Source organism: Massilia yuzhufengensis (assembly GCF_900112225.1).
Lineage (GTDB): Bacteria > Pseudomonadota > Gammaproteobacteria > Burkholderiales > Burkholderiaceae_D > Telluria > Telluria yuzhufengensis.
In genome coordinates, this window is the sequence record NZ_FOLD01000023.1 from 1 (window position 1) to 17,598 (window position 17,598).

Here is a 17,598-nt window from a genome sequence, read left to right on the forward strand (position 1 = left end):
AGATGGTAGTGATGCGATGCGTGCGCATTGAAGCCAGTTTCGAGGGCACGCAAACTCGGCGCTCCGCTGGCCTGCGCATACACCATCGCCGTCATGTGATTCCAAGGCTTGAAGTGCTTGGTGTATTTGGCGGCATTGTGGCGGGCGACTGCCTGATCGAAGGCAGCGCGGGGCAGCCCCTTCATTAATTCTTGAAATGTCGTTATGCTGTACATGGTTGCAGGTTTGGTTTTTAAGTTGGCAAACCGAGGTTAACCCTCGTAAACCAATGCCTGCAACCCCTCCTTGCTAAGTCAAGCAAATTATTCCGGACAGCAGTGCGCGCAGGCGGGGATCCAAGTTAACGAATCGCAGAGTTACTCGCTGATCTGACTCTGCAAATAATTCTGAATCCCCACCTTCACGATCAGGTCGAGCTGCGTCTCCAGCCACTCGATATGTTCCTCGGTATCTTCCAGGATCATCAGGAACAGATCGCGCGTCACGTAGTCGCCCGCCACTTCGGAGGCCGCGATGCCTTCCTTGACCGTCACCTGGGCGGCGCGCTCGAGTTTCAGGTCGCATTCGAGCATTTCCTGGGTCGATTCACCGATGAGCAGCTTGTGCAGCGCCTGCAGGTTCGGCAGGCCGTCGAGCATCAGGATGCGGTCGATCAGCTTGTCGGCATGCTTCATCTCACCGATCGACTCGTCGTATTCCTTCTTCGCCAGCTTGCCGAAGCCCCAGTGGCGGTACATGCGCGCATGCAGGAAATACTGGTTGACCGCGGTGAGTTCGTTCGTCAGCTGCGCGTTGAGCAGCCGGATGATGTTGGGATCGCCCTTCATGGAGTGCTTTCGTGATGTGAATGTGGACATCATAACAAACCACGGGCGGCGCCGGGGAGGCGCGCAGCCCCGGAGCGGCCCGGGGCGGGAGGGGGATTACGCGGCTTGTGGCGTGCGGCGCAGCTCGGTAACGACGGTCTTGCTGTCCAGGTGGGCGTTGAGCACTTCGCGGGCGTAGCTGACGCAGGTGCCGCACATGGTGCCCACGCCCAGTTCACGGTGCAGTTCGGCCACGGACGAGATGCCGAGGTCGACCGCCTGGCGGATTTCACGGTCGGAGATGTTGTTGCAGACACAGACGATCATCGTTTCGTTCCCTTGGCGCTTGCTCAAATGCTACTTAGTGAATTTGCATTGAAATGAGAATCAATCTCATTTGTGTTGCTATTCTCCGTAAACTCGACCGCGTTTGCAACAGGAATTTTGCGTTTCTGCGATGTTTCCCGGGACTGTGATCAAAGCGCAAATAGAAATAATTCGCATTTAGGTTTATGATGCACGTAGTTGTCTCATCAGCGCTACATCCAGTACGACATTCACGGACGCGACCATGACCCTAGCCCCCACCCTCACCACGCTCGACGCCCTCCATCCCGGCCAGAGCGCCACCGTGATCCACCTCGCCCCCAGCGGGCAAGACGGCGCTCCCGACGTCCAGCGCCGCCTGATGGAACTCGGCTTCGTGCCCGGCGAGCGCATTCGCGTGCTCAAGCGCGTGATGGGTGGCCCGCTGGCGGTCAAGGTCGGCGAATCCACCTTCGCGCTGCGCCGTTTCGAAGCGGCCCTCGTGTCGATCAAGCCGGAATAATCGATGGGTGTCATGGAACAGCAGGTGGCGTCCCGCACGCCCCTGGTCGCATTGCTCGGCAATCCCAACTGCGGCAAGACCGCGCTCTTCAACCGCCTCACCGGCTCGCGCCAGAAGGTCGCGAACTACGCCGGCGTCACCATCGAACGCAAGGAAGGCAGCTTCACCTCGCCGGCCGGGCGCTCGTTTCGCGTGCTCGACCTGCCGGGCGCCTACAGCCTCAATGCGCAAACCCCGGACGAAGGCATCACGCGCGACGTGGTGGCCGGCCTGCGCGCGGGCGAAGCCCCGCTCGACGCCATCCTGTGCGTGGTCAACGCGACCAACCTGCGCCTGAACCTGCGCCTGGTGCTGGAACTGCGCCGCCTGGGCCTGCCGATGGTGCTGGTGCTGAACATGGTCGACGTCGCGCGCAAGCGCGGCATCGCGATCGATACCGCGAAGCTGTCCTCCGAGCTGGGCATGCCGGTGGTCGAAACCGTCGCCATCCAGGCCGGCGGCGAAGCGGCCCTGCTGGCCGAGCTGGACGGCATGCAGTTCAGCGCGCCGGTCAAGGCCAAGCCGCTGTCGGCGATCGACGCGGTGCCGGTCGAGGAAACCCAGCGCGAAGTGCGCCGCATCCTCGACGTGGCGGTGTCCACCAGCGGCGACAGCGGCAACCTCACCGAAAAAATCGACAACGTGGTGTTGCACCCGGTGCTCGGTCCGGTGATCCTGGCCGCATTGATGTTCCTGATTTTCCAGGCCGTGTTCAGCTGGGCCGGTTTGCCGATGGACCTGATCGAGGCCGGGGTCGGCCGCCTGGGTGAACTGGTCGGCGCGTGGCTGGGCGAGGGCATGCTGCACAGCCTCATCGTCGACGGCATCATTGCCGGCGTCGGCAGCGTGCTGGTATTCCTGCCCCAGATCCTGATCCTGTTCTTCTTCATCCTGCTGCTCGAAGACGTCGGCTACCTGCCGCGCGCCGCCTTCCTGCTCGACCGCGTCATGGGCAGCGTCGGCCTGTCGGGCCGCGCCTTCCTGCCGCTACTGTCCTCGTTCGCCTGCGCGATCCCCGGCATCATGGCCGCGCGCACCATCCAGAATCCGCGCGACCGCCTGGTGACGATCATGATCGCCCCCCTCATGACCTGCTCGGCGCGCCTGCCCGTGTATGCGCTGCTGATCGCGGCCTTCATTCCGGACCGCACCGTGGCCAGCGTGCTCAATTTGCAGGGCCTGGTGCTGTTCGTGCTGTACATGGCCGGCATCCTGAGCGCGATGGCGGTGGCCTGGATCATGAAGCGCCGCAGCGAATACAAGCAGCAGGCGCTGATGCTCGAACTGCCGGCCTACCACTGGCCGCAGCCGCGCGCGCTGGCGTCCGGCCTGTGGGAGCGCGCCAAGATCTTCCTGATGCGGGTCGGCACCCTGATCCTCACCATGATGATCATGCTGTGGCTGCTGTCGAGCTTCCCTGGCGCACCGGAAGGCGCGACTCATCCGCCGATCTATTACAGCGTGGCCGGCCTGATCGGCCGCGGCCTGGAATTCATCCTGGCCCCGATCGGCTTCGGCTGGGAAATCGCGATCGCCCTGGTGCCCGGCATGGCCGCGCGTGAAGTGGCGGTCGGCGCGCTGGGCACCGTGTACGCGCTCTCGGGCGGCGACGAAGCCGCCAATACCCTGGCGCCGCTGATCGCGCAATCGTGGTCGCTGGCCACCGGCCTGTCGCTGCTCACCTGGTATGTGTATGCACCGCACTGCCTGCCGACCCTGGCCACCGTGGCCCGCGAAACGGGCAACCGCCGCTACGCCTGGATCATGGCCGGCTACATGTTCGCGCTGGCCTACGTGGCCGCTTTCATCGTCTACCGCACCACGCTGTACTTCACGGGAGCGTAAGCATGTGGCAGGAAGTGGTGGTGGGGATCATCGTTGCGCTGGCGGGCCTCTACATCGGCGCCAAGTACCTGCCCGAAAGCTGGCGCCGTGCCCTGGTGCACCGCCTGTCGCAGGGCGGACGCCAGTCGCCGCTGGTGAAATGGCTCGATACGTCCGCCAGCTGCGGCACCGGCTGCGGCAGCTGCGGCAGCTGCGGCGACGACAAGGCGGCCGAGCCCACGGCGCCGGGGGGCAGGGGCAAGGTCATCAAGATTCACCAGCAGCGCTAAGCAACAGCAGCGGCCGGGACGCTCAGGCCGATTTTTCCCGCTAACCGCAGAACCGTCGCACCGGCGAAGGCCGGTGCCTGATTTTTTTTGCGCAGTCGAGGTGCGTGCAGAAATTAGGCGGAACAATGCCAGTGGCATTGTTCCTGCCTGCGCCGGAAGTCGTAGCTGCCAGTGGCAGGTGCGACGGTATGACGGTCGCGGGACTGGCGTGCGCCGTGACTACTTGGCCGGCGCAGCCACGACGTGCCAGGCGCCGCCCATCCCATCGCCGGTCTTGTCGCCGGCCTTCTTGTCTTTCACGAAGGTGTACAAGGGCTTGCCATCGTGCGCAAGCTGCTTGCTGCCATCTTCGCGCGTGACGACCGACCAGGGCGCCGCGACATTGGCGCTGCCGGCCACGACTGGCGGCCAGTTCTTGGCGCAAGTGGCGACGCAATTGCTCTTGCCGCTCTCATCCTTGTCGTAGGTATAGACCGTCATGCCCTTGGCATCGACCAGCACGCCGTGGGCCGCCTGCAAGGGCGCGGCGTCGGATGCGTACAGGGTGGAACTGATCAGCAGGGCGGAAACGGCGGTACAGGCTCGAAGCAAGCTCATAGGAACTCCTGTCGTTGACTGCGTGGGTGGATGACCATTCTAGTCCGGGCTGGCCCAGCACTCAACTGCCGCGACGGCAGCGGTGCGGCCTGTTGGCAGGCGCACAACATGGTAAGCTGGCCTCCTGTCGAACTCCCCTGGAAACCCCATGATCGTCGTCCATCACCTGAACAATTCGCGCTCCCAGCGCATCCTCTGGCTGCTCGAAGAGCTCGGGCTCGACTACGAGATCAAGAAATACCAGCGCGACCCCAAGACCATGCTGGCGCCGCCGGAACTCAAGGCTGTGCACCCACTCGGCAAGTCGCCGGTGATCAGCGACGGCGACACGGTGGTGGCCGAATCCGGCGCCATCGTCGAATACCTGGTTGAGCGCTACGGCCAGGGCCGGCTGGTGCCGCCCGCCGGCACCCCGGAGCGCCTGCGCTGGACCTATTTCCTGCACTTCGCCGAAGGCACGGCCATGTCGCCGCTGCTGATGAAGCTGGTGTTCGACAAGATCGAGAGCAGCCCGATGCCGTTCTTCGCCAAGCCGATCGCACGCTCGATCGCGGGCAAGGTCAAATCCAGCTTCATCATGCCGAACATCCGCAGCCAGCTCGATTTCCTGGAAGCCGAACTGGGCAAGTCCACCTGGTTCGCCGGCGAGGAATTCAGCGCCGCCGACATCCAGATGAGCTTTGCGCTGGAAGCGGCCGCCTCGCGCGGCGGGCTGGGCGCGCAGTATCCGAAGCTGACGGCCTTCCTGGATGCGATCCATGCGCGGCCGGCCTATGCGCGGGCGCTGGAGCGCGGCGGCAAATACGATTTTGTGAAATAGACCGGCGATATATTTTTTAACCATGAGTGTTGCGAAACCGCCTACCTCATGGTTGTTTATTAATACCTGCGTGCAATAATAGAGGCTTCGTTCCCCCAGGAGTCTCCATGTCCACCTTCCCGCGCCTTTTCCGCTCGCAGCGGGCCTGGCTGATCCCTGTCGTCCTGGCATTTGCCGCCGGCTGCAGCCGCGATGCCGGCCAGCCTGCGGACCAGTTCAGCGCGTCCGCCGGCCAGGTCAAGCCGGTGGTAGCGAGTGCTGTGACCCGCTATGCCGCGGCGCGCTTCGCCGACCAGGTCAGCTTCGGCGCCACGCCGGCCCTGGTGGCGGACATCCAGGTCAAGGGATTCGAGCGCTGGATCGACGAACAGTATGCGCTGCCGGTGTCGACCATCGACACCAGCCCGATCGTCAACTACGACAGCCAGATCCCGGAGCTGGGCCAGAAGGCTTACCACTACGCCAACCTGCAGCTGTTCGGCTCGTTCCTGAACGCGCCCGACCAGCTGCGCCGTCGCGTCAGCTGGTCGCTGTCGCAGTTCGTGGTGGCCGCGATCAACAAGATCGAGCCCTATGGCGGCCTGGCCTACTCGAACTTCCTGCAGCAGTACGCGTTTGCGAACTACGGCGACCTGATCCGCGCCGTCACCATCAACCCGTCGATGGGCATCTACCTGGACAATCTCCAGAACCGTCCCACCACCGACGAGTGCAAGTGGTGCGCGCCCAACGAAAACTATGCGCGCGAGCTGATGCAGCTGTTCGCCCTGGGCGTGGTCAAGCTCAACCTGGACGGCTCTACCCAGCGCGACGCCGCCGGCAAGCCGATCGAAACCTATAGCCAGAAGGACGTCGAGGAACTGGCGCGTGCGCTGACCGGCTGGCGTATCGAGCGCGACCATGACCGCACCGACTACCGCCGCTACGACGGCGAACTGGTCCCCGACCCCTGGCGCGCCGCCCACGACCGCGGCGCCAAGACCGTGTTGGGGCGCTCCTTCCCGGCCGGCGTCGAAGCGCGCCAGGAACTCGAGACCATCGTCTCGGTGCTGATGGCGCACCAGAACATCGCGCCCTTCGTCAGCCTGCGCATGATCCAGCACCTGGTCGCCAGCGACCCGAGCCCGGCCTATATCGCCCGCGTCGCCACGGTGTTCCGCAACAATGGCCAGGGCGTGGCCGGCGACATGAAGGCCGTCGTCAAGGCCGTGCTGCTGGACCAGGAAGCGCGCCGCGGCGACCAGGTCGGCAGCGGCGCGGTCAACGCCGGCAAGATGCGCGAGCCCCTGCTGTGGTACACCGGTGTGATGCGCGGCCTTGGCTGCACGCGCCAGCTGACCTGGAACGACGGCAACCCGATGGGCTCGTCCCAGAATCCGTTCGACCCGGCCAGCGTGTTCAGCTTCTACATGCCGACCGATCGCGCACCGGGCAGCAACCTGCTGGCGCCCGAGCAGCGCCTGCTGAACGCCTCGGAGCTGTCGTGGCGGCTTGGTAACAGCATTGCCGAAGGCGCGACCCGTGCCGGCTCCAGCTGCGACGCCGAAGCCTTCGGCCGCGCCTACAGCGCCTCGCCGGCGGCCCTGGCCGACCTGGTCAGCGAGCGCTACTTCCGCGGCGCCATGCCGGCCGTCCTGCGCCAGAACCTGATCGAACTGGCGCCCACCACCTGGGGCAATACCCCAACCCAGAAAGCCGTCAGCCTGCTGCAGTTCGCGCTGGCGACCCCTTACTATGGAGTGATCCGCTGATGGACCGCCGCCACTTTCTCCGTTTCGCCGGCGCCGCGCCGGTGGTCAGCATGCTCGGCGCGTCCAGCCTGCTGGAATCCGGCACCGCCCATGCGGCCGGCGACGATTACCGCGCCCTGGTCGTCGTGTTCCTCAACGGCGGCAACGATGGCCTGAACAGCCTGGTGCCGCTGGATGGCGCCTACAACGACTACGCCGCCGCGCGTCCCGAGCTGGCGATCGCGAAAAGCGTGCTGGCCACGCTGTCGGGCAGCAGCGGCGGCCATACCTACGGCATGCATCCGGCGCTGGCGCCGCTCGCGCCGCTGTACAACAGCGGCCGCCTGGCGTGGATCGCCAATACCGGCCCGCTGGTGCAGCCGGCCACGGCGCGCCAGGTGATCGAGCGTTCGGTGCCGGTGCCGTCCTTCCTGCTGTCGCACAGCGACCAGGTGATGTGGCAGCAGGGCTGGCTGGGCGACAGCGATACCAGCGGCTGGGCCGGGCGTTCGCTGGAGCTGCTCCCGACCGCGCTGCGCAACCCGGTCAATGCGGTGACGATGAATAACGACCGCACCCTGGTCCTGGGCCGCAATTCGCCGGTGTCCTTCCTGAGCCCCTGGGACTCGCGCTACTGGGGCCAGGCCGACCTGGCCCAGCCCCAGACCCCGGCCGCCCAGGCGCTCAACCGCATGGCGCGCTGGCAATTCTCCAACCAGTACGACGCCGAATACGCGCGCACCTTCGGCCGCGCCGTGAGCGAATCGACCCTGTTCACCCAGGTCACGCTGGCCGCCGGCGAACCGAAGGGCGATTTCGGCAGCGACGAGCTGTCGCGCTCCCTGCGCAAGCTCGCCTCCCTCATGCCGGTCTTCAAGCAGCGCGGCTACAAACGCCAGGTGTTCCTGGTGCAGTGGGGCGGCTTCGATACCCACGCGGCCCAGCGCGGCACCGGCGCCACCAGCCAGGACGCCCAGCTGGCGGTGCTGGCGCGCGCCATGAGCGCCTTCGACCAGGCCAACCAGGCGGCAGGCCTGGACCAGAACGTGGTGTCCCTGACCATGACCGACTTCGGGCGTACGCTGCGCCAGGCCTCGGGCGGCGGCAGCGACCACGCCTGGGGCAACCACTGGTTCGCGATGGGCGGCCCGGTGCGCGGCGGCCAGGTGGTCGGCACCTTGCCGACCCTGACCCTGGGCGGCCCGGACGATTCCGACCCGAACGGCGGCGGGCGTTTCGTGCCGACCATCTCGAGCGACCAGGTGGGCGCGACGCTGATGCAGTGGCTCGGCCTGCCCGCGTCCGAATTCGACAAGGCCTTCCCGAACCTGGTCAATTTCGGCCAGAAGACCATCAACCTGCTGCACGCATAAGACGTTATGGACATCAAAGGCACTGCAGGGGACGACGTCATCGTCCAATCCGGGAACCCGGACGACTGGAACGACTATCACGGCCTGGCCGGCAACGACATCATCCGGGTCTACCAGGGACAGGTGCTCGGTGGCGCGGGCAACGACCGCATCGAAGCGATTCCTACGCCAGACTGGTGGCGTTCCGTGTCGGCCGCCTACTGGGACTCGCCGGGCGACGTTATGGTGGACCTGGCGGCCGGCTACGCCGACGACGGCTGGGGCACGCGCGATACCTTGGTGGGCGTGCGCCACATCAGCGGCTCCTGGGGCAACAACCGGCTGTTTGGCGATGCCAACGACAACGACATCAGCGCCGGCGGCGGGTACACCGTGGCCGACGGTCGCGCGGGCACCGACCTTGTGTGGCTCCCGATGCTGCGCGAGGGCATGAGCATCTCGGAGTTCAACATCGAGGTCAGCATCGACGGCACGCGCGCCACGGTGACCGCCGCCGCCTATCCCAATTTCCGCCTCGAGGTCAGCAACTTCGAGAAAATCGGACTTGGCTGGAATACCAGCCAGGCGCTGGCCGACTTCATCTCGCCCGAGCGCATGGCGCGCGAAGGCCTGCTCGGCGACAATGCCAACCGCTGGAATGCCGGCAGCTCGCGGGGCGCCGCGGTGGAGCTGAGCTTCGGCTTCGCCACCAGCGCCCCGGCCAGCGGCCCCGGCGCCACCGGCTTCGCCGTCTTCACCGAGGCCCAGAAGGCGGCGGTGCGCGCGATCCTCGACAGCGCCGCCAAGCTCACCGGCCTGAGCTTCCGCGAAGTGACGGGCGCCGACGCCAAGCTGATGTTCGGAGCCAGCGCCCAGGCCGGCACCAAGGGCGTGGCCGCGATGCCGGGCCAGGCCAATGCCGGCCAGGTGTGGATGGACCTTGACTCGCTGCGCGACCTGGCGCCGGGCTCGGAAGGCTACGCCGCGCTGCTGCACGAGATCGGCCATGCGCTCGGCCTGCGCCACCCTCGCAATGTCGATGCCGGCGACGCCTGGAGCGCCCAGTGGCGCGCGCTGGACGACGTCACCAGCTATTCGGTGATGGCGCACGGCGTCGGTACCGACGGCCTGTTCCCGTCGACCTGGGGAGCGCTCGACATCGCCGCCCTGCGCTACCTGTACGGCGCCCGCACGACGGGCGCCGGTGACACCGTCTACACGCTCGATGCCCAGCGCTTCAACGGCCAGACCAGCATCACCGACGACGGCGGCAACGACAGTATCGACGCCTCGGGTTCGGCGATCGGCGTGTCGATCGACCTGACGCCGGGCGGCCTGTCGAGCGTGGGCGCGACCAAGGCCGGCGCGGTCGCGGTCAACAACCTCGGCATCACCCCCGGCAGCTGGATCGAAGCGGCGGTCGGCTCGGCCTTCGACGACGTCCTGCTCGGGAATATCCGCGACAACAGCCTGCGCGGCGGCCTGGGCAACGACTGGATCGACGGCGACGCTGGCATCGACACCGCAGTGTTCGAGGGCAAGCGCGCCGACTACCTGCTCAGCACCGGCTTCGGCAAGATCTTCGTCACCGCGCGCGACGGCAGCGGCGGCTACGACACCCTGGTCAATGTCGAGAAGCTGCGCTTTGCCGACACCACCATCAGCTTCGGCGCCGCCGGCCTGGCGGCCGACGCCGTGATCGACGTCGACCAGAACGCCGCGACGGCGGGTACCCTGCCGGCATCGAGCGACGGCGCCGCCCTGAGCTACAAGCTCAAGAGCGGCCCGGCGCACGGCACCCTGACCCTGGGCGCCACCGGCGAGTACACCTACACGCCGCAGCGCGGCTTTGCGGCCGACGACCGCTTCACCTTTACCGTCACCGACCCCAAGGGCAGCAACGACTACACCGGCTTCATCGCGGTGCGCCAGCTGTCGGCCGCGGCGGGCGGCACCGAGGGCAGCGACAACCTGCTTGGAACGGCGGGCGACGACACCCTGGCCGCCGGCGGCGGCAACGACCGCATCACTGCCAGCGCCGGCTCGGACCATATCGATGCCGGCGCCGGTTTCGACACGCTGCGCTACGACGGCGTGCGCGCGTCCGTGAAGTTTTCTCTCCACGACGACAACAGCTTCACGGCCGCCAAGGCCGCCGGCTTTGATCACTTGGTGGGCGTGGAACGCGTGCTGTTCGCCGACGGCACGGCCGTGGCGCTGGACGTCGACGGCGCGGCCGGCCAGACCTACCGCATCTACCAGGCGGCCTTCGACCGCAAGCCGGACATCCCGGGCCTGAGCTTCTGGATGTTCAACATGGACAACGGCGTCAGCGCCGAATCCGTGGCGCGCGGCTTCCTCGAGTCGGCCGAGGCGATCAAGCTGTACGGCGCCAACCCGACTGCCGAGGACTTCGTCTCCAAGCTGTACCAGAACGTGCTGCACCGCGCCCCCGAAAAGGCCGGCTACGACTTCTGGGTCAATGCCATCAAGCTCGGCTTCTCGCGTTCGGAACTGCTGGCGCAGTTCGCCGAAAGCGGCGAGAATCGCGCCCAGGTGATCGCCGCCATCGAAGGCGGGATCGACTACACCCCATTTGGAACATAGATGCGAAGCGCTTTTCTTGCGGCTGCCTGCGCGGCCGCGCTGCTGGCCGGCTGCGGCGGCACCACCGCCGATGCACCGCCGCCGCCCCAGCGCACGCTGACCGGCGTGCCGCTGTCCCAGGTCGACCACGAGGCGGCGGTCCAACGCCTCTACCTGGCCTACCTGGGCCGCGCCGCCGACCCGGCGGGCCTGTCCTTCTACACCGGCGTCAGCCAGCAGCTGGCGCTGCCCGGCGACACCGGGGCGCTGTACTTCCGCTATGGCGCGGAAGCCGGCGTGCGCCAGCTGCTCGACAGCCTGGCCGGTAGCCCGGAAGCCTTCGCGCTGTATTCGGGCGACGATGCAAGCGCGGTGACGGCGATGTACCGCAACCTGTTCAACCGCGAGCCCGATGCCGGCGGCCTGGAATTCTGGACCGGCGTGCTGGCCAGCGGCGCGCTCACGCGCGGCCAGGTGCCGGTGGCGCTGCTGTCCGGCGCCTCGATGCAAGACCTGGCGCTGTTCGACCGCAAGGCCGAAGTCGCGGGCGCCTTCAGCGCCGCCCTGAACACGCCGGAGCGCGCGGCCCAGTACCAGGGCGAATCCGCGGTCGCCGCGCTGCGCGTGGTGCTGGCCAAGGTCACCGCCACCACCAGCGCGGCCGAACAAGCGGCCCTGGTCGACGAAGCCCTGGGCGCGGTGGCGGCCTCGCCGGCCTTCCCGAAGGTGCAGGCGATCGTGCGCGCCCGCTGCGTGGCCTGCCACTCGGCGACCCCCACCATGCCCGGCTTTGCCACGGCGCCGCGCGGGATCCGTTTCGACACGCCCGAGCAGATCCGCACCGACGCCTACCGCATCTACGTCAACGTGGTCCAGACCCAGTTCATGCCCTATGGGAACCAGACCAATATGACGCCCGCCGAGCGCGAGGTGGTGCGCGCCTGGTACGAGGGCGGGGCGCTGTAGGCTGCGCAGGCGGCTTCCCTGCGCGGGCTGCGCGGTTTATGATGGCGGCGCCTTGTCAACCCTTACCCCCACCATGAGCAAACAGGGAAAGCTGCTGGCGATCGATGGCCTGAACATCGTGCGCCGCGTGTACGAAGCCAGTCCCGAGCCGGACTCCGACCTGAAGGCCAGCATCGCGCTGCGCCACGCGTTCTCGTCCTTCCGTACCGTGCTGGAAACGCACGCGCCGACCCACGTGCTGGCGGCCTTCGACTATGGCGGGCCGAACTGGCGCCATGCGCTGTACCCGCGCTACCGCGAAGGCCGCGCTCCCATGCCCGACCCGCTGCGCGCCGCGCTGCCCGAATTCCACGAGCGCCTGCGCCAGGCCGGCCTGCATGTATTGGCAATCCCCGAGGTCGAAGCCGACGACGTGATCGGCACCGGCGTCATGCGCTGGTTGCAGGAAGGACGGGGCCAGGCCATCGTCGCGACCACCGACAAGGACCTGCACATCCTGGTGGCCCACGGCGCGCTGGTGTGGGACCATTTCAGGAACGAGTGGCATGACGATGCGTGGGTGCGCCAGCGTTTTGGCGTGGCGCCGGAACGCCTGCAGGACCTGCTCTCGCTGATGGGCGACCCGACCGATGGCGTGCCGGGCGTATCGAAGGTCGGCATGAAGACCGCGGCGCGCCTGCTCAATGCCTACGGCAGCCTGGACGCGGTGGTGGCGGGCGCCGGCATCCTCAAGACGCCGCTGGGCGAAAGGCTGCGCGCCGAGCGTGAGATACTCGATGTTTCGCGCCAGCTGGTGCAGCTCAAGCTCGATGTGCGGCTGGGCGTCACCTGGAACATGCTGGCCTACGAGTCGCACTGAACAACGCGGCGCAAGAGCGCCTGCACCACAAGGAAGGAAGGCGATGCTCAAGGCAGTGATCGTGGACGGCAGTGCGATTTCGCGCGGCCTGCTCAATACCGTGCTCACCGACGGCGGCTACGAGGTGGTGGGGCAGACCCATACCGGCCTGCTGGGGCATGGCCTGGCAATGAAGCACCGCGCGCAGATCGTCTGCGTCGCGCGCGAGCAGGTGGAAGACGGCAGCCGGGTGGTCGAGGAGCTGCGCGCCCACCTGCCCAAGGCGATGATCTTCATGGTGTCGGGCACGCTGGACGCGCCGGCGATCCAGGAAGCGCTGGGGCGCGGCGTGCATGGCTTCATCGTCAAGCCGTTCAAGGCCGACACCGTGCTCAAAACGATCCGCAATACGGTCATTGCGATCGTCAAGAAGCAGCAGGCGGCGGGCGCGCCGGACTAGCCGGCGCCGCCGCGGCGCGCCGCCTCTTCGGTCGCGATCGCGGCCAGCTCGCGCAGCGCGCGCATCTCGCGCCCGCGCAGCCGGCGCGGGTCGCGGTCCATCACGCACAGGGTGCCGAAACGGCGCCCCTGCGCATCTTCCAGCGCTACCCCGGCGTAGAAGCGCACATGCGGCGCTCCGGTCACCAGCGGATTGGCCGCGAAGCGCGGGTCCAGCGCCGTATCGACCACCTCGCATGCTTCGCCCGTCTCCACCGCCTGGTCGCAGAAGGCCCAGGCGCGCGGCGTCTCGGCCAGGTCGAGGCCGACCCGGGCCTTGAACCACTGGCGCTGCGGGGCCAGCACGGTCACCAGCGCCATCGGGCAGTCGGTCACCTGCGCGGCCAGCCGCGCCAGGCGGTCGAAGGCTTCCTCGGGCGGCGTGTCGAGCAGGGCCTGGCCGGGCAGCGTCGCGGCCACTTGCGCGGCGCTGTCGGAATCGACGATTGACCCGTCGGGCGCTGCGGCGCTATGCTGGAGCTGCAGCTCCCGGACCGCGCTCAGGCGCACCCGCCGGTGCCCGCCGGGCGTCTTCCAGGCCGCGAGGGCGCCGCTCTCCATCCAGATCTGTGCGGTGCTGATGGCGACGCCGAGCAGCTGCGCCGCTTCGCTGGTGGTGAGGACAGGATCTTCGTCGGTCTGGGCCATCGTGTTGACAGGGTTGCAATGAATACAGCAATTCTACCCGAATACGCAGAATATTTGACGGAAATGCGCATATCAACGTTCATTAATTGGTTTAATGCAACTTATTTCCCCGCAATGCGGTTATAATCGTCAATTCCGATAAATTCGTTCGCCTGCCCCGTGTACGACAGCCAAGGCCCTCATGAACTCTCCGCACGTCCCCTCCATGCATGAAGCGAACCGGCTCGACGCGCTGCGCCAGCTCGAGCTGCTGGACACCGCACCGAGCGAAGCCTTCGACCGCATCACGCGCATGGCGGCCCAGCTGTTCCAGCTGCCGATCGCCGCGGTGTCGCTGACCGACGCCAACCGCCAGTGGTTCAAGTCGAAGGTGGGGGTGGAGCACAGCGCGATCCCGCGCCTGCAGGCGCCGTGCGCGGCGGTGGCCGACAGCGGGCAGATGGTCGCGGTGCCCGACCTGCTCGACAGCGAGTGCTTCCGCGACAGCCCGCTGGCCGATAGCGGCATCCGCTTCTATCTTGGCGCGCCCCTGACCACCAAGGCGGGCCACTGCCTGGGGGCGATGTGCGTGCTTGGGACCGAGCCGCGCGCAGTGACCGATGCCGACCGCTCGACGCTGGCCGACCTCGCGGCGATGGTGATGGCGCAGATCGAGCTGCAGCACGCGCTGGGCCGGGTCGATCCGGTGAGCGGCCTGCCCAACCGCAACCAGTTCGTGAGCGACGTGCGCGACCTGGGCATCGTCGCGGGACAGGGCGAGCCGCAGCTGGCCGCGCTGGTCAGCCTGGCGACCCCGGAAGAACTGAGCGACGCCATGCGCGTGATGGGCAGCGCCTGGCTCGACGACATCGTGCGCAGCGCGACTCCGGCGCTGCGCCGGCTGGCCGGCGGCGGCAAGGTCTACCACGTCGGCACCACCCAGTTCGCCTTCCTGGCGCCGCTGGGCGCGTCGCTGGTGCGCTTCAGCGGCACCCTGCTCGGCTGGCTGGGCGAACGCACGCCGACGGGGCAGGCCAGCTTCCTGACCACCACCACGGTGGGCCTGGTGCGCTTCGCCGTGGGCCAGGACGCGCCGCTGGATGTGCTGCGCAACCTGTACAGCGCGGCGCACGACGCGCGCGACGCCGAATCGGGGCTGCGCGTGTACTCGCCCGAACAGGACGCCGCCTACCGCCACCGCTTCTGGCTGATCAGCGAGCTCGGTCGCGCCCTGGCCCAGCCCGACGAGCTGTACCTGGCCTTCCAGCCCAAGGTCTCGCTGCGCGACGGCGCCTGCGGCGGCGTGGAAGCCCTGCTGCGCTGGAACCACCCCGAGGCGGGCGCCATCCCGCCGGGCGAATTCATGCCGATCATCGAAAGCACCTCGCTGGCGCGCGCCACCACCGAATGGGTGCTGGAAGCGGCGCTGCGCCAGCTCTCCAGCTGGCACGCCGCCGGCAGCACGCTGCAGGTGGCGGTCAACGTGTCCGCGGTCAACCTCGAGGAACCCGATTTCTGCGACCGCGTGCTCGACGGCCTGGCGCGCCATGGCCTGCCGTCGGCCAGCCTGGCGCTGGAAATGACCGAGAGTGCCCTGATGCGTAAACCAAAGGCCGCGCACGACACCATGACCCGGCTGGCGCAGGGCGGCGTCAAGATCGCCATCGACGATTTCGGCACCGGCTACAGCAGCCTGGCCTACCTGCAGGAGATGCCGGCCGACGTGGTCAAGATCGACCAGTCCTTCGTGCGCGGGATGGAAAAGGACCAACGCACGCTGGCGCTGGTGACGACCATGATCAAGCTCTCGCATGACCTGGGACACCGGGTGGTGGCGGAGGGCGTGGAAACGGCGGAAGTGGCGCAGCTGCTGCGCGATGCGGGTTGCGACGAAGCGCAGGGTTATTACTATGCGCGGCCGATGGCCCCAGGCCTGCTGGCTGGCTGGCTGGCGGCGCGCGCGGCGTGATGCAGCCGGTGGCCGCTCGCGCCGGCCACCCTGGCCTCAAGCGACGGTATTGAAGTCGATGATCCCGCCGCCCAGGCACACGTCGCCGTCGTACAGCACGGCGGACTGGCCCGGCGTTACCGCCCATTGCGGGTCAAGGAAATCCAGCGCAAAACGATCCGGGCCGCTTGCCGCGACGGTGCAGGCAACGTCGGCCTGGCGATAGCGCGTCTTGGCCGACAGCGCGCGCGGCGCCGGCGGCTCGCCCGCGACCCAGCTGGCCTGGCCCGCTTCCAGGCGACCCGACAGCAGCCACGGATGGTCGTGGCCCTGCACGATGTAGAGCGTGTTGGTCGCGATGTCCTTGCGCGCCACGAACCACGGCTCGCTGGTGCCGTCCGCGTTGCGGTGCGACTTCAGGCCGCCGATGCCGATGCCCTTGCGCTGGCCCAGCGTATAGAAGGACAGGCCGATATGCTCGCCCACGACGGTGCCGTCATCGAGCTTCATCGGGCCCGGCTTGTGCGACAGGTAGCGATTCAGGAAATCGCGGAACGGGCGCTCGCCGATGAAGCAGATGCCGGTCGAATCCTTTTTCAGCGCATTGGGCAGCTGCAGGCGTGCGGCTATCTTGCGCACCTCAAGCTTCGGGATCTCGCCCAGCGGGAACAGCGACTTGGAGAGCTGCGCCTGGTTCAGGCGGTGCAGGAAGTAGCTCTGGTCCTTGGTGTGGTCGAACGCCTTGAGCAGTTCGAAGCGGCCGTCATTCTCGCGCACGCGCGCATAGTGGCCGGTCGCGATCAGGTCGGCGCCCAGCTTCATCGCATGGTCGAGGAAGGCCTTGAACTTGATCTCGGCGTTGCACAGCACGTCCGGGTTGGGGGTGCGGCCGGCCTGGTATTCGCGCAGGAACTCGGCGAACACGCGGTCCTTGTACTCGGCGGCGAAATTCACCGCCTCGATGTCGACGCCGACCACGTCGGCCACGCTGGCCGCGTCGATCCAGTCCTGGCGCGTCGAGCAGTATTCCGAATCGTCGTCGTCTTCCCAGTTCTTCATGAACAGGCCGATCACTTCGTAGCCCTGTTCCTTCAGCATCCACGCCGCGACCGAGGAGTCGACACCGCCCGACATCCCGATCACGACTTTTTTCTTGCTCATCTTGATTCCGTCTTGTTTAGATCCCGCCCTCGAACACCGAGGGGTGGGTGTACAGCAGGTGCAGCGGCGTGCGGTTGCCGGCCAGGTAGTCGTCCACGCATTGCAGCACGATCGGGCTGCGGTGCTGGTCGGCGGTGGCGGCGATTTCGTCGCGCGTCATCCACAAGGTGCGCAGGATACCTTCGTCCAGCGGCTGGTCCAGTTCGCGGCCGGCGTGGCCGCAAAAGGTAAAGCGCAGGTAAGTGACGTCGGTGCCGCGCGATTTCGAATGGTAGCGCGACATGTACATGCCCACCAGCGCGGTCGGGATGAATTCATGGGCCGTCTCTTCCAGCGCTTCGCGCACCACCGCCTGCTCGAGCGACTCGTTGGGGTCGAGGTGGCCGGCCGGCTGGTTCAGCTTCACGCCTTCGCTCGTCTCTTCTTCGATCAGCAGGAAACGCCCGTCGCGCTCGATGATCGCAGCGACAGTCACGGATGGTTTGAAGATATCGGTCATGCGCGTCCTTGAAAATGAGCCGGTATTCTACCTTGACACACGGCATTTCTGCTCGTCCATACCACTTACGGTGCGCTTGCCTGTCGTTAAATCGCCTTGATCTATTGCAAACTATTCAAGGGTGCAGCTAGTCCTGCGGGAAAGTTTTCGCCACAATCAGACATTGTTTTTTAGTATTTGTTATTGGG

18 protein-coding genes are annotated in these 17,598 nt (G+C 66.9%); 11 read left to right on the forward strand and 7 right to left on the reverse strand.

Features of this window, described 5'->3' with window-relative positions; all coding sequences use genetic code 11:
- The 3 genes from BM031_RS17410 to BM031_RS17420 form a co-directional block, all read right to left on the reverse strand.
- The coding region (locus tag BM031_RS17410) for a DUF4372 domain-containing protein (protein WP_177207804.1) at positions 1–185 on the reverse strand (185 nt) is incomplete at its 3' end.
- A 171-nt stretch (positions 186–356) separates the two neighbouring features.
- Complete coding sequence (gene bfr / locus BM031_RS17415; protein WP_091875839.1) at positions 357–827, reverse strand: bacterioferritin; 471 nt, start codon at positions 825–827, stop codon at positions 357–359.
- Positions 828–923: 96 nt separating this feature from the next.
- Entirely contained in the window at positions 924–1,133 is a 210-nt protein-coding gene (locus BM031_RS17420) for a (2Fe-2S)-binding protein (RefSeq protein WP_091875916.1), read from the reverse strand.
- Between the two features lie 244 nt (positions 1,134–1,377).
- Between BM031_RS17420 and BM031_RS17425 the strand changes: the two genes are divergently transcribed.
- Genes BM031_RS17425 through BM031_RS17435 form a run of 3 tightly spaced genes read left to right on the forward strand, consistent with a single transcriptional unit; the run spans position 1,378 to position 3,788 of the window.
- A complete protein-coding gene (locus tag BM031_RS17425; protein ID WP_091875840.1) occupies positions 1,378–1,635 on the forward strand; it encodes a FeoA family protein in 258 nt (85 codons plus the stop codon).
- A 3-nt stretch (positions 1,636–1,638) separates the two neighbouring features.
- Positions 1,639–3,519: a ferrous iron transporter B gene (gene feoB / locus BM031_RS17430; RefSeq protein ID WP_091875841.1), complete on the forward strand. Its 1,881-nt coding sequence runs from the start codon at positions 1,639–1,641 to the stop codon at positions 3,517–3,519.
- A 2-nt stretch (positions 3,520–3,521) separates the two neighbouring features.
- The gene (locus BM031_RS17435; RefSeq protein WP_091875842.1) at positions 3,522–3,788 is read left to right on the forward strand and encodes a DUF6587 family protein; all 267 of its coding nucleotides are present in this window, start codon (positions 3,522–3,524) and stop codon (positions 3,786–3,788) included.
- Between the two features lie 219 nt (positions 3,789–4,007).
- Here BM031_RS17435 and BM031_RS17440 read toward each other — a convergent pair whose 3' ends face one another.
- Positions 4,008–4,385, reverse strand: coding sequence for a COG4315 family predicted lipoprotein (locus BM031_RS17440; protein ID WP_091875843.1), 378 nt, complete (start codon positions 4,383–4,385; stop codon positions 4,008–4,010).
- A gap of 148 nt (positions 4,386–4,533) precedes the next feature.
- On the opposite strand from BM031_RS17440, the gene BM031_RS17445 reads away from it, so the two are divergent.
- The 7 genes from BM031_RS17445 to BM031_RS17475 all read left to right on the forward strand — a co-directional run bounded on the left by BM031_RS17445 (position 4,534) and on the right by BM031_RS17475 (position 13,137).
- Positions 4,534–5,205, forward strand: a complete 672-nt coding sequence (locus BM031_RS17445; protein WP_091875844.1) for a glutathione S-transferase family protein — start codon at positions 4,534–4,536, stop codon at positions 5,203–5,205.
- 107 nt (positions 5,206–5,312) lie between these two features.
- On the forward strand, positions 5,313–6,956 hold the full coding sequence (locus BM031_RS17450) for a DUF1800 domain-containing protein (RefSeq protein WP_091875845.1): 1,644 nt from the start codon (positions 5,313–5,315) through the stop codon (positions 6,954–6,956).
- Positions 6,956–8,308 (forward strand): DUF1501 domain-containing protein, encoded by a 1,353-nt coding sequence (locus tag BM031_RS17455; protein ID WP_091875846.1) that lies wholly within the window; start codon positions 6,956–6,958, stop codon positions 8,306–8,308. Before BM031_RS17450 ends, BM031_RS17455 begins: the two co-directional genes overlap by 1 nt.
- Positions 8,309–8,314: 6 nt before the next feature.
- Entirely contained in the window at positions 8,315–10,894 is a 2,580-nt protein-coding gene (locus BM031_RS17460; protein WP_091875847.1) for a DUF4214 domain-containing protein, read from the forward strand.
- Positions 10,895–11,839: a DUF4214 domain-containing protein gene (locus BM031_RS17465; protein WP_091875848.1), complete on the forward strand. Its 945-nt coding sequence runs from the start codon at positions 10,895–10,897 to the stop codon at positions 11,837–11,839. It abuts the gene before it with no gap.
- A 73-nt stretch (positions 11,840–11,912) separates the two neighbouring features.
- Positions 11,913–12,698 carry a 5'-3' exonuclease gene (locus BM031_RS17470; RefSeq protein ID WP_091875849.1) on the forward strand — a complete coding sequence of 262 codons (786 nt, stop codon included), beginning with the start codon at positions 11,913–11,915 and terminating at the stop codon, positions 12,696–12,698.
- Positions 12,699–12,741: 43 nt separating this feature from the next.
- Positions 12,742–13,137 (forward strand): response regulator, encoded by a 396-nt coding sequence (locus BM031_RS17475; protein WP_091875850.1) that lies wholly within the window; start codon positions 12,742–12,744, stop codon positions 13,135–13,137.
- Here BM031_RS17475 and BM031_RS17480 read toward each other — a convergent pair.
- Positions 13,134–13,823 carry a GAF domain-containing protein gene (locus tag BM031_RS17480; RefSeq protein ID WP_091875851.1) on the reverse strand — a complete coding sequence of 230 codons (690 nt, stop codon included), beginning with the start codon at positions 13,821–13,823 and terminating at the stop codon, positions 13,134–13,136. The two genes, BM031_RS17475 and BM031_RS17480, sit on opposite strands and share 4 nt — an antisense overlap.
- Before the next feature lie 205 nt (positions 13,824–14,028).
- On the opposite strand from BM031_RS17480, the gene BM031_RS17485 reads away from it, so the two are divergent.
- A complete protein-coding gene (locus tag BM031_RS17485; protein WP_229408996.1) occupies positions 14,029–15,771 on the forward strand; it encodes a sensor domain-containing phosphodiesterase in 1,743 nt (580 codons plus the stop codon).
- A 36-nt stretch (positions 15,772–15,807) separates the two neighbouring features.
- On the opposite strand, the gene mnmA is transcribed toward BM031_RS17485, so the two are convergent.
- Complete coding sequence (gene mnmA / locus BM031_RS17490; protein WP_091875853.1) at positions 15,808–16,911, reverse strand: tRNA 2-thiouridine(34) synthase MnmA; 1,104 nt, start codon at positions 16,909–16,911, stop codon at positions 15,808–15,810.
- Between the two features lie 16 nt (positions 16,912–16,927).
- The gene (locus BM031_RS17495; protein WP_091875854.1) at positions 16,928–17,410 is read right to left on the reverse strand and encodes an NUDIX hydrolase; all 483 of its coding nucleotides are present in this window, start codon (positions 17,408–17,410) and stop codon (positions 16,928–16,930) included.
- Positions 17,411–17,598 lie beyond the last annotated feature (188 nt).

Excerpts from the sequence above, each read along its gene's own strand:
- BM031_RS17435 (WP_091875842.1), top strand. The coding sequence starts at position 3,522 with ATGTGGCAGGAAGTGGTGGTGGGGATCATCGTTGCGCTGGCGGGCCTC.
- BM031_RS17420 (WP_091875916.1), bottom strand. The coding sequence starts at position 1,133 with ATGATCGTCTGTGTCTGCAACAACATCTCCGACCGTGAAATCCGCCAG.
- BM031_RS17495 (WP_091875854.1), bottom strand. The coding sequence starts at position 17,410 with ATGACCGATATCTTCAAACCATCCGTGACTGTCGCTGCGATCATCGAG.
- BM031_RS17480 (WP_091875851.1), bottom strand. The coding sequence starts at position 13,823 with ATGGCCCAGACCGACGAAGATCCTGTCCTCACCACCAGCGAAGCGGCG.
- BM031_RS17455 (WP_091875846.1), top strand. The coding sequence starts at position 6,956 with ATGGACCGCCGCCACTTTCTCCGTTTCGCCGGCGCCGCGCCGGTGGTC.
- mnmA (WP_091875853.1), bottom strand. The coding sequence starts at position 16,911 with ATGAGCAAGAAAAAAGTCGTGATCGGGATGTCGGGCGGTGTCGACTCC.
- BM031_RS17440 (WP_091875843.1), bottom strand. The coding sequence starts at position 4,385 with ATGAGCTTGCTTCGAGCCTGTACCGCCGTTTCCGCCCTGCTGATCAGT.
- BM031_RS17465 (WP_091875848.1), top strand. The coding sequence starts at position 10,895 with ATGCGAAGCGCTTTTCTTGCGGCTGCCTGCGCGGCCGCGCTGCTGGCC.
- BM031_RS17475 (WP_091875850.1), top strand. The coding sequence starts at position 12,742 with ATGCTCAAGGCAGTGATCGTGGACGGCAGTGCGATTTCGCGCGGCCTG.
- BM031_RS17450 (WP_091875845.1), top strand. The coding sequence starts at position 5,313 with ATGTCCACCTTCCCGCGCCTTTTCCGCTCGCAGCGGGCCTGGCTGATC.
- BM031_RS17445 (WP_091875844.1), top strand. The coding sequence starts at position 4,534 with ATGATCGTCGTCCATCACCTGAACAATTCGCGCTCCCAGCGCATCCTC.
- BM031_RS17425 (WP_091875840.1), top strand. The coding sequence starts at position 1,378 with ATGACCCTAGCCCCCACCCTCACCACGCTCGACGCCCTCCATCCCGGC.
- feoB (WP_091875841.1), top strand. The coding sequence starts at position 1,639 with ATGGGTGTCATGGAACAGCAGGTGGCGTCCCGCACGCCCCTGGTCGCA.
- BM031_RS17470 (WP_091875849.1), top strand. The coding sequence starts at position 11,913 with ATGAGCAAACAGGGAAAGCTGCTGGCGATCGATGGCCTGAACATCGTG.
- bfr (WP_091875839.1), bottom strand. The coding sequence starts at position 827 with ATGAAGGGCGATCCCAACATCATCCGGCTGCTCAACGCGCAGCTGACG.
- BM031_RS17485 (WP_229408996.1), top strand. The coding sequence starts at position 14,029 with ATGCATGAAGCGAACCGGCTCGACGCGCTGCGCCAGCTCGAGCTGCTG.
- BM031_RS17460 (WP_091875847.1), top strand. The coding sequence starts at position 8,315 with ATGGACATCAAAGGCACTGCAGGGGACGACGTCATCGTCCAATCCGGG.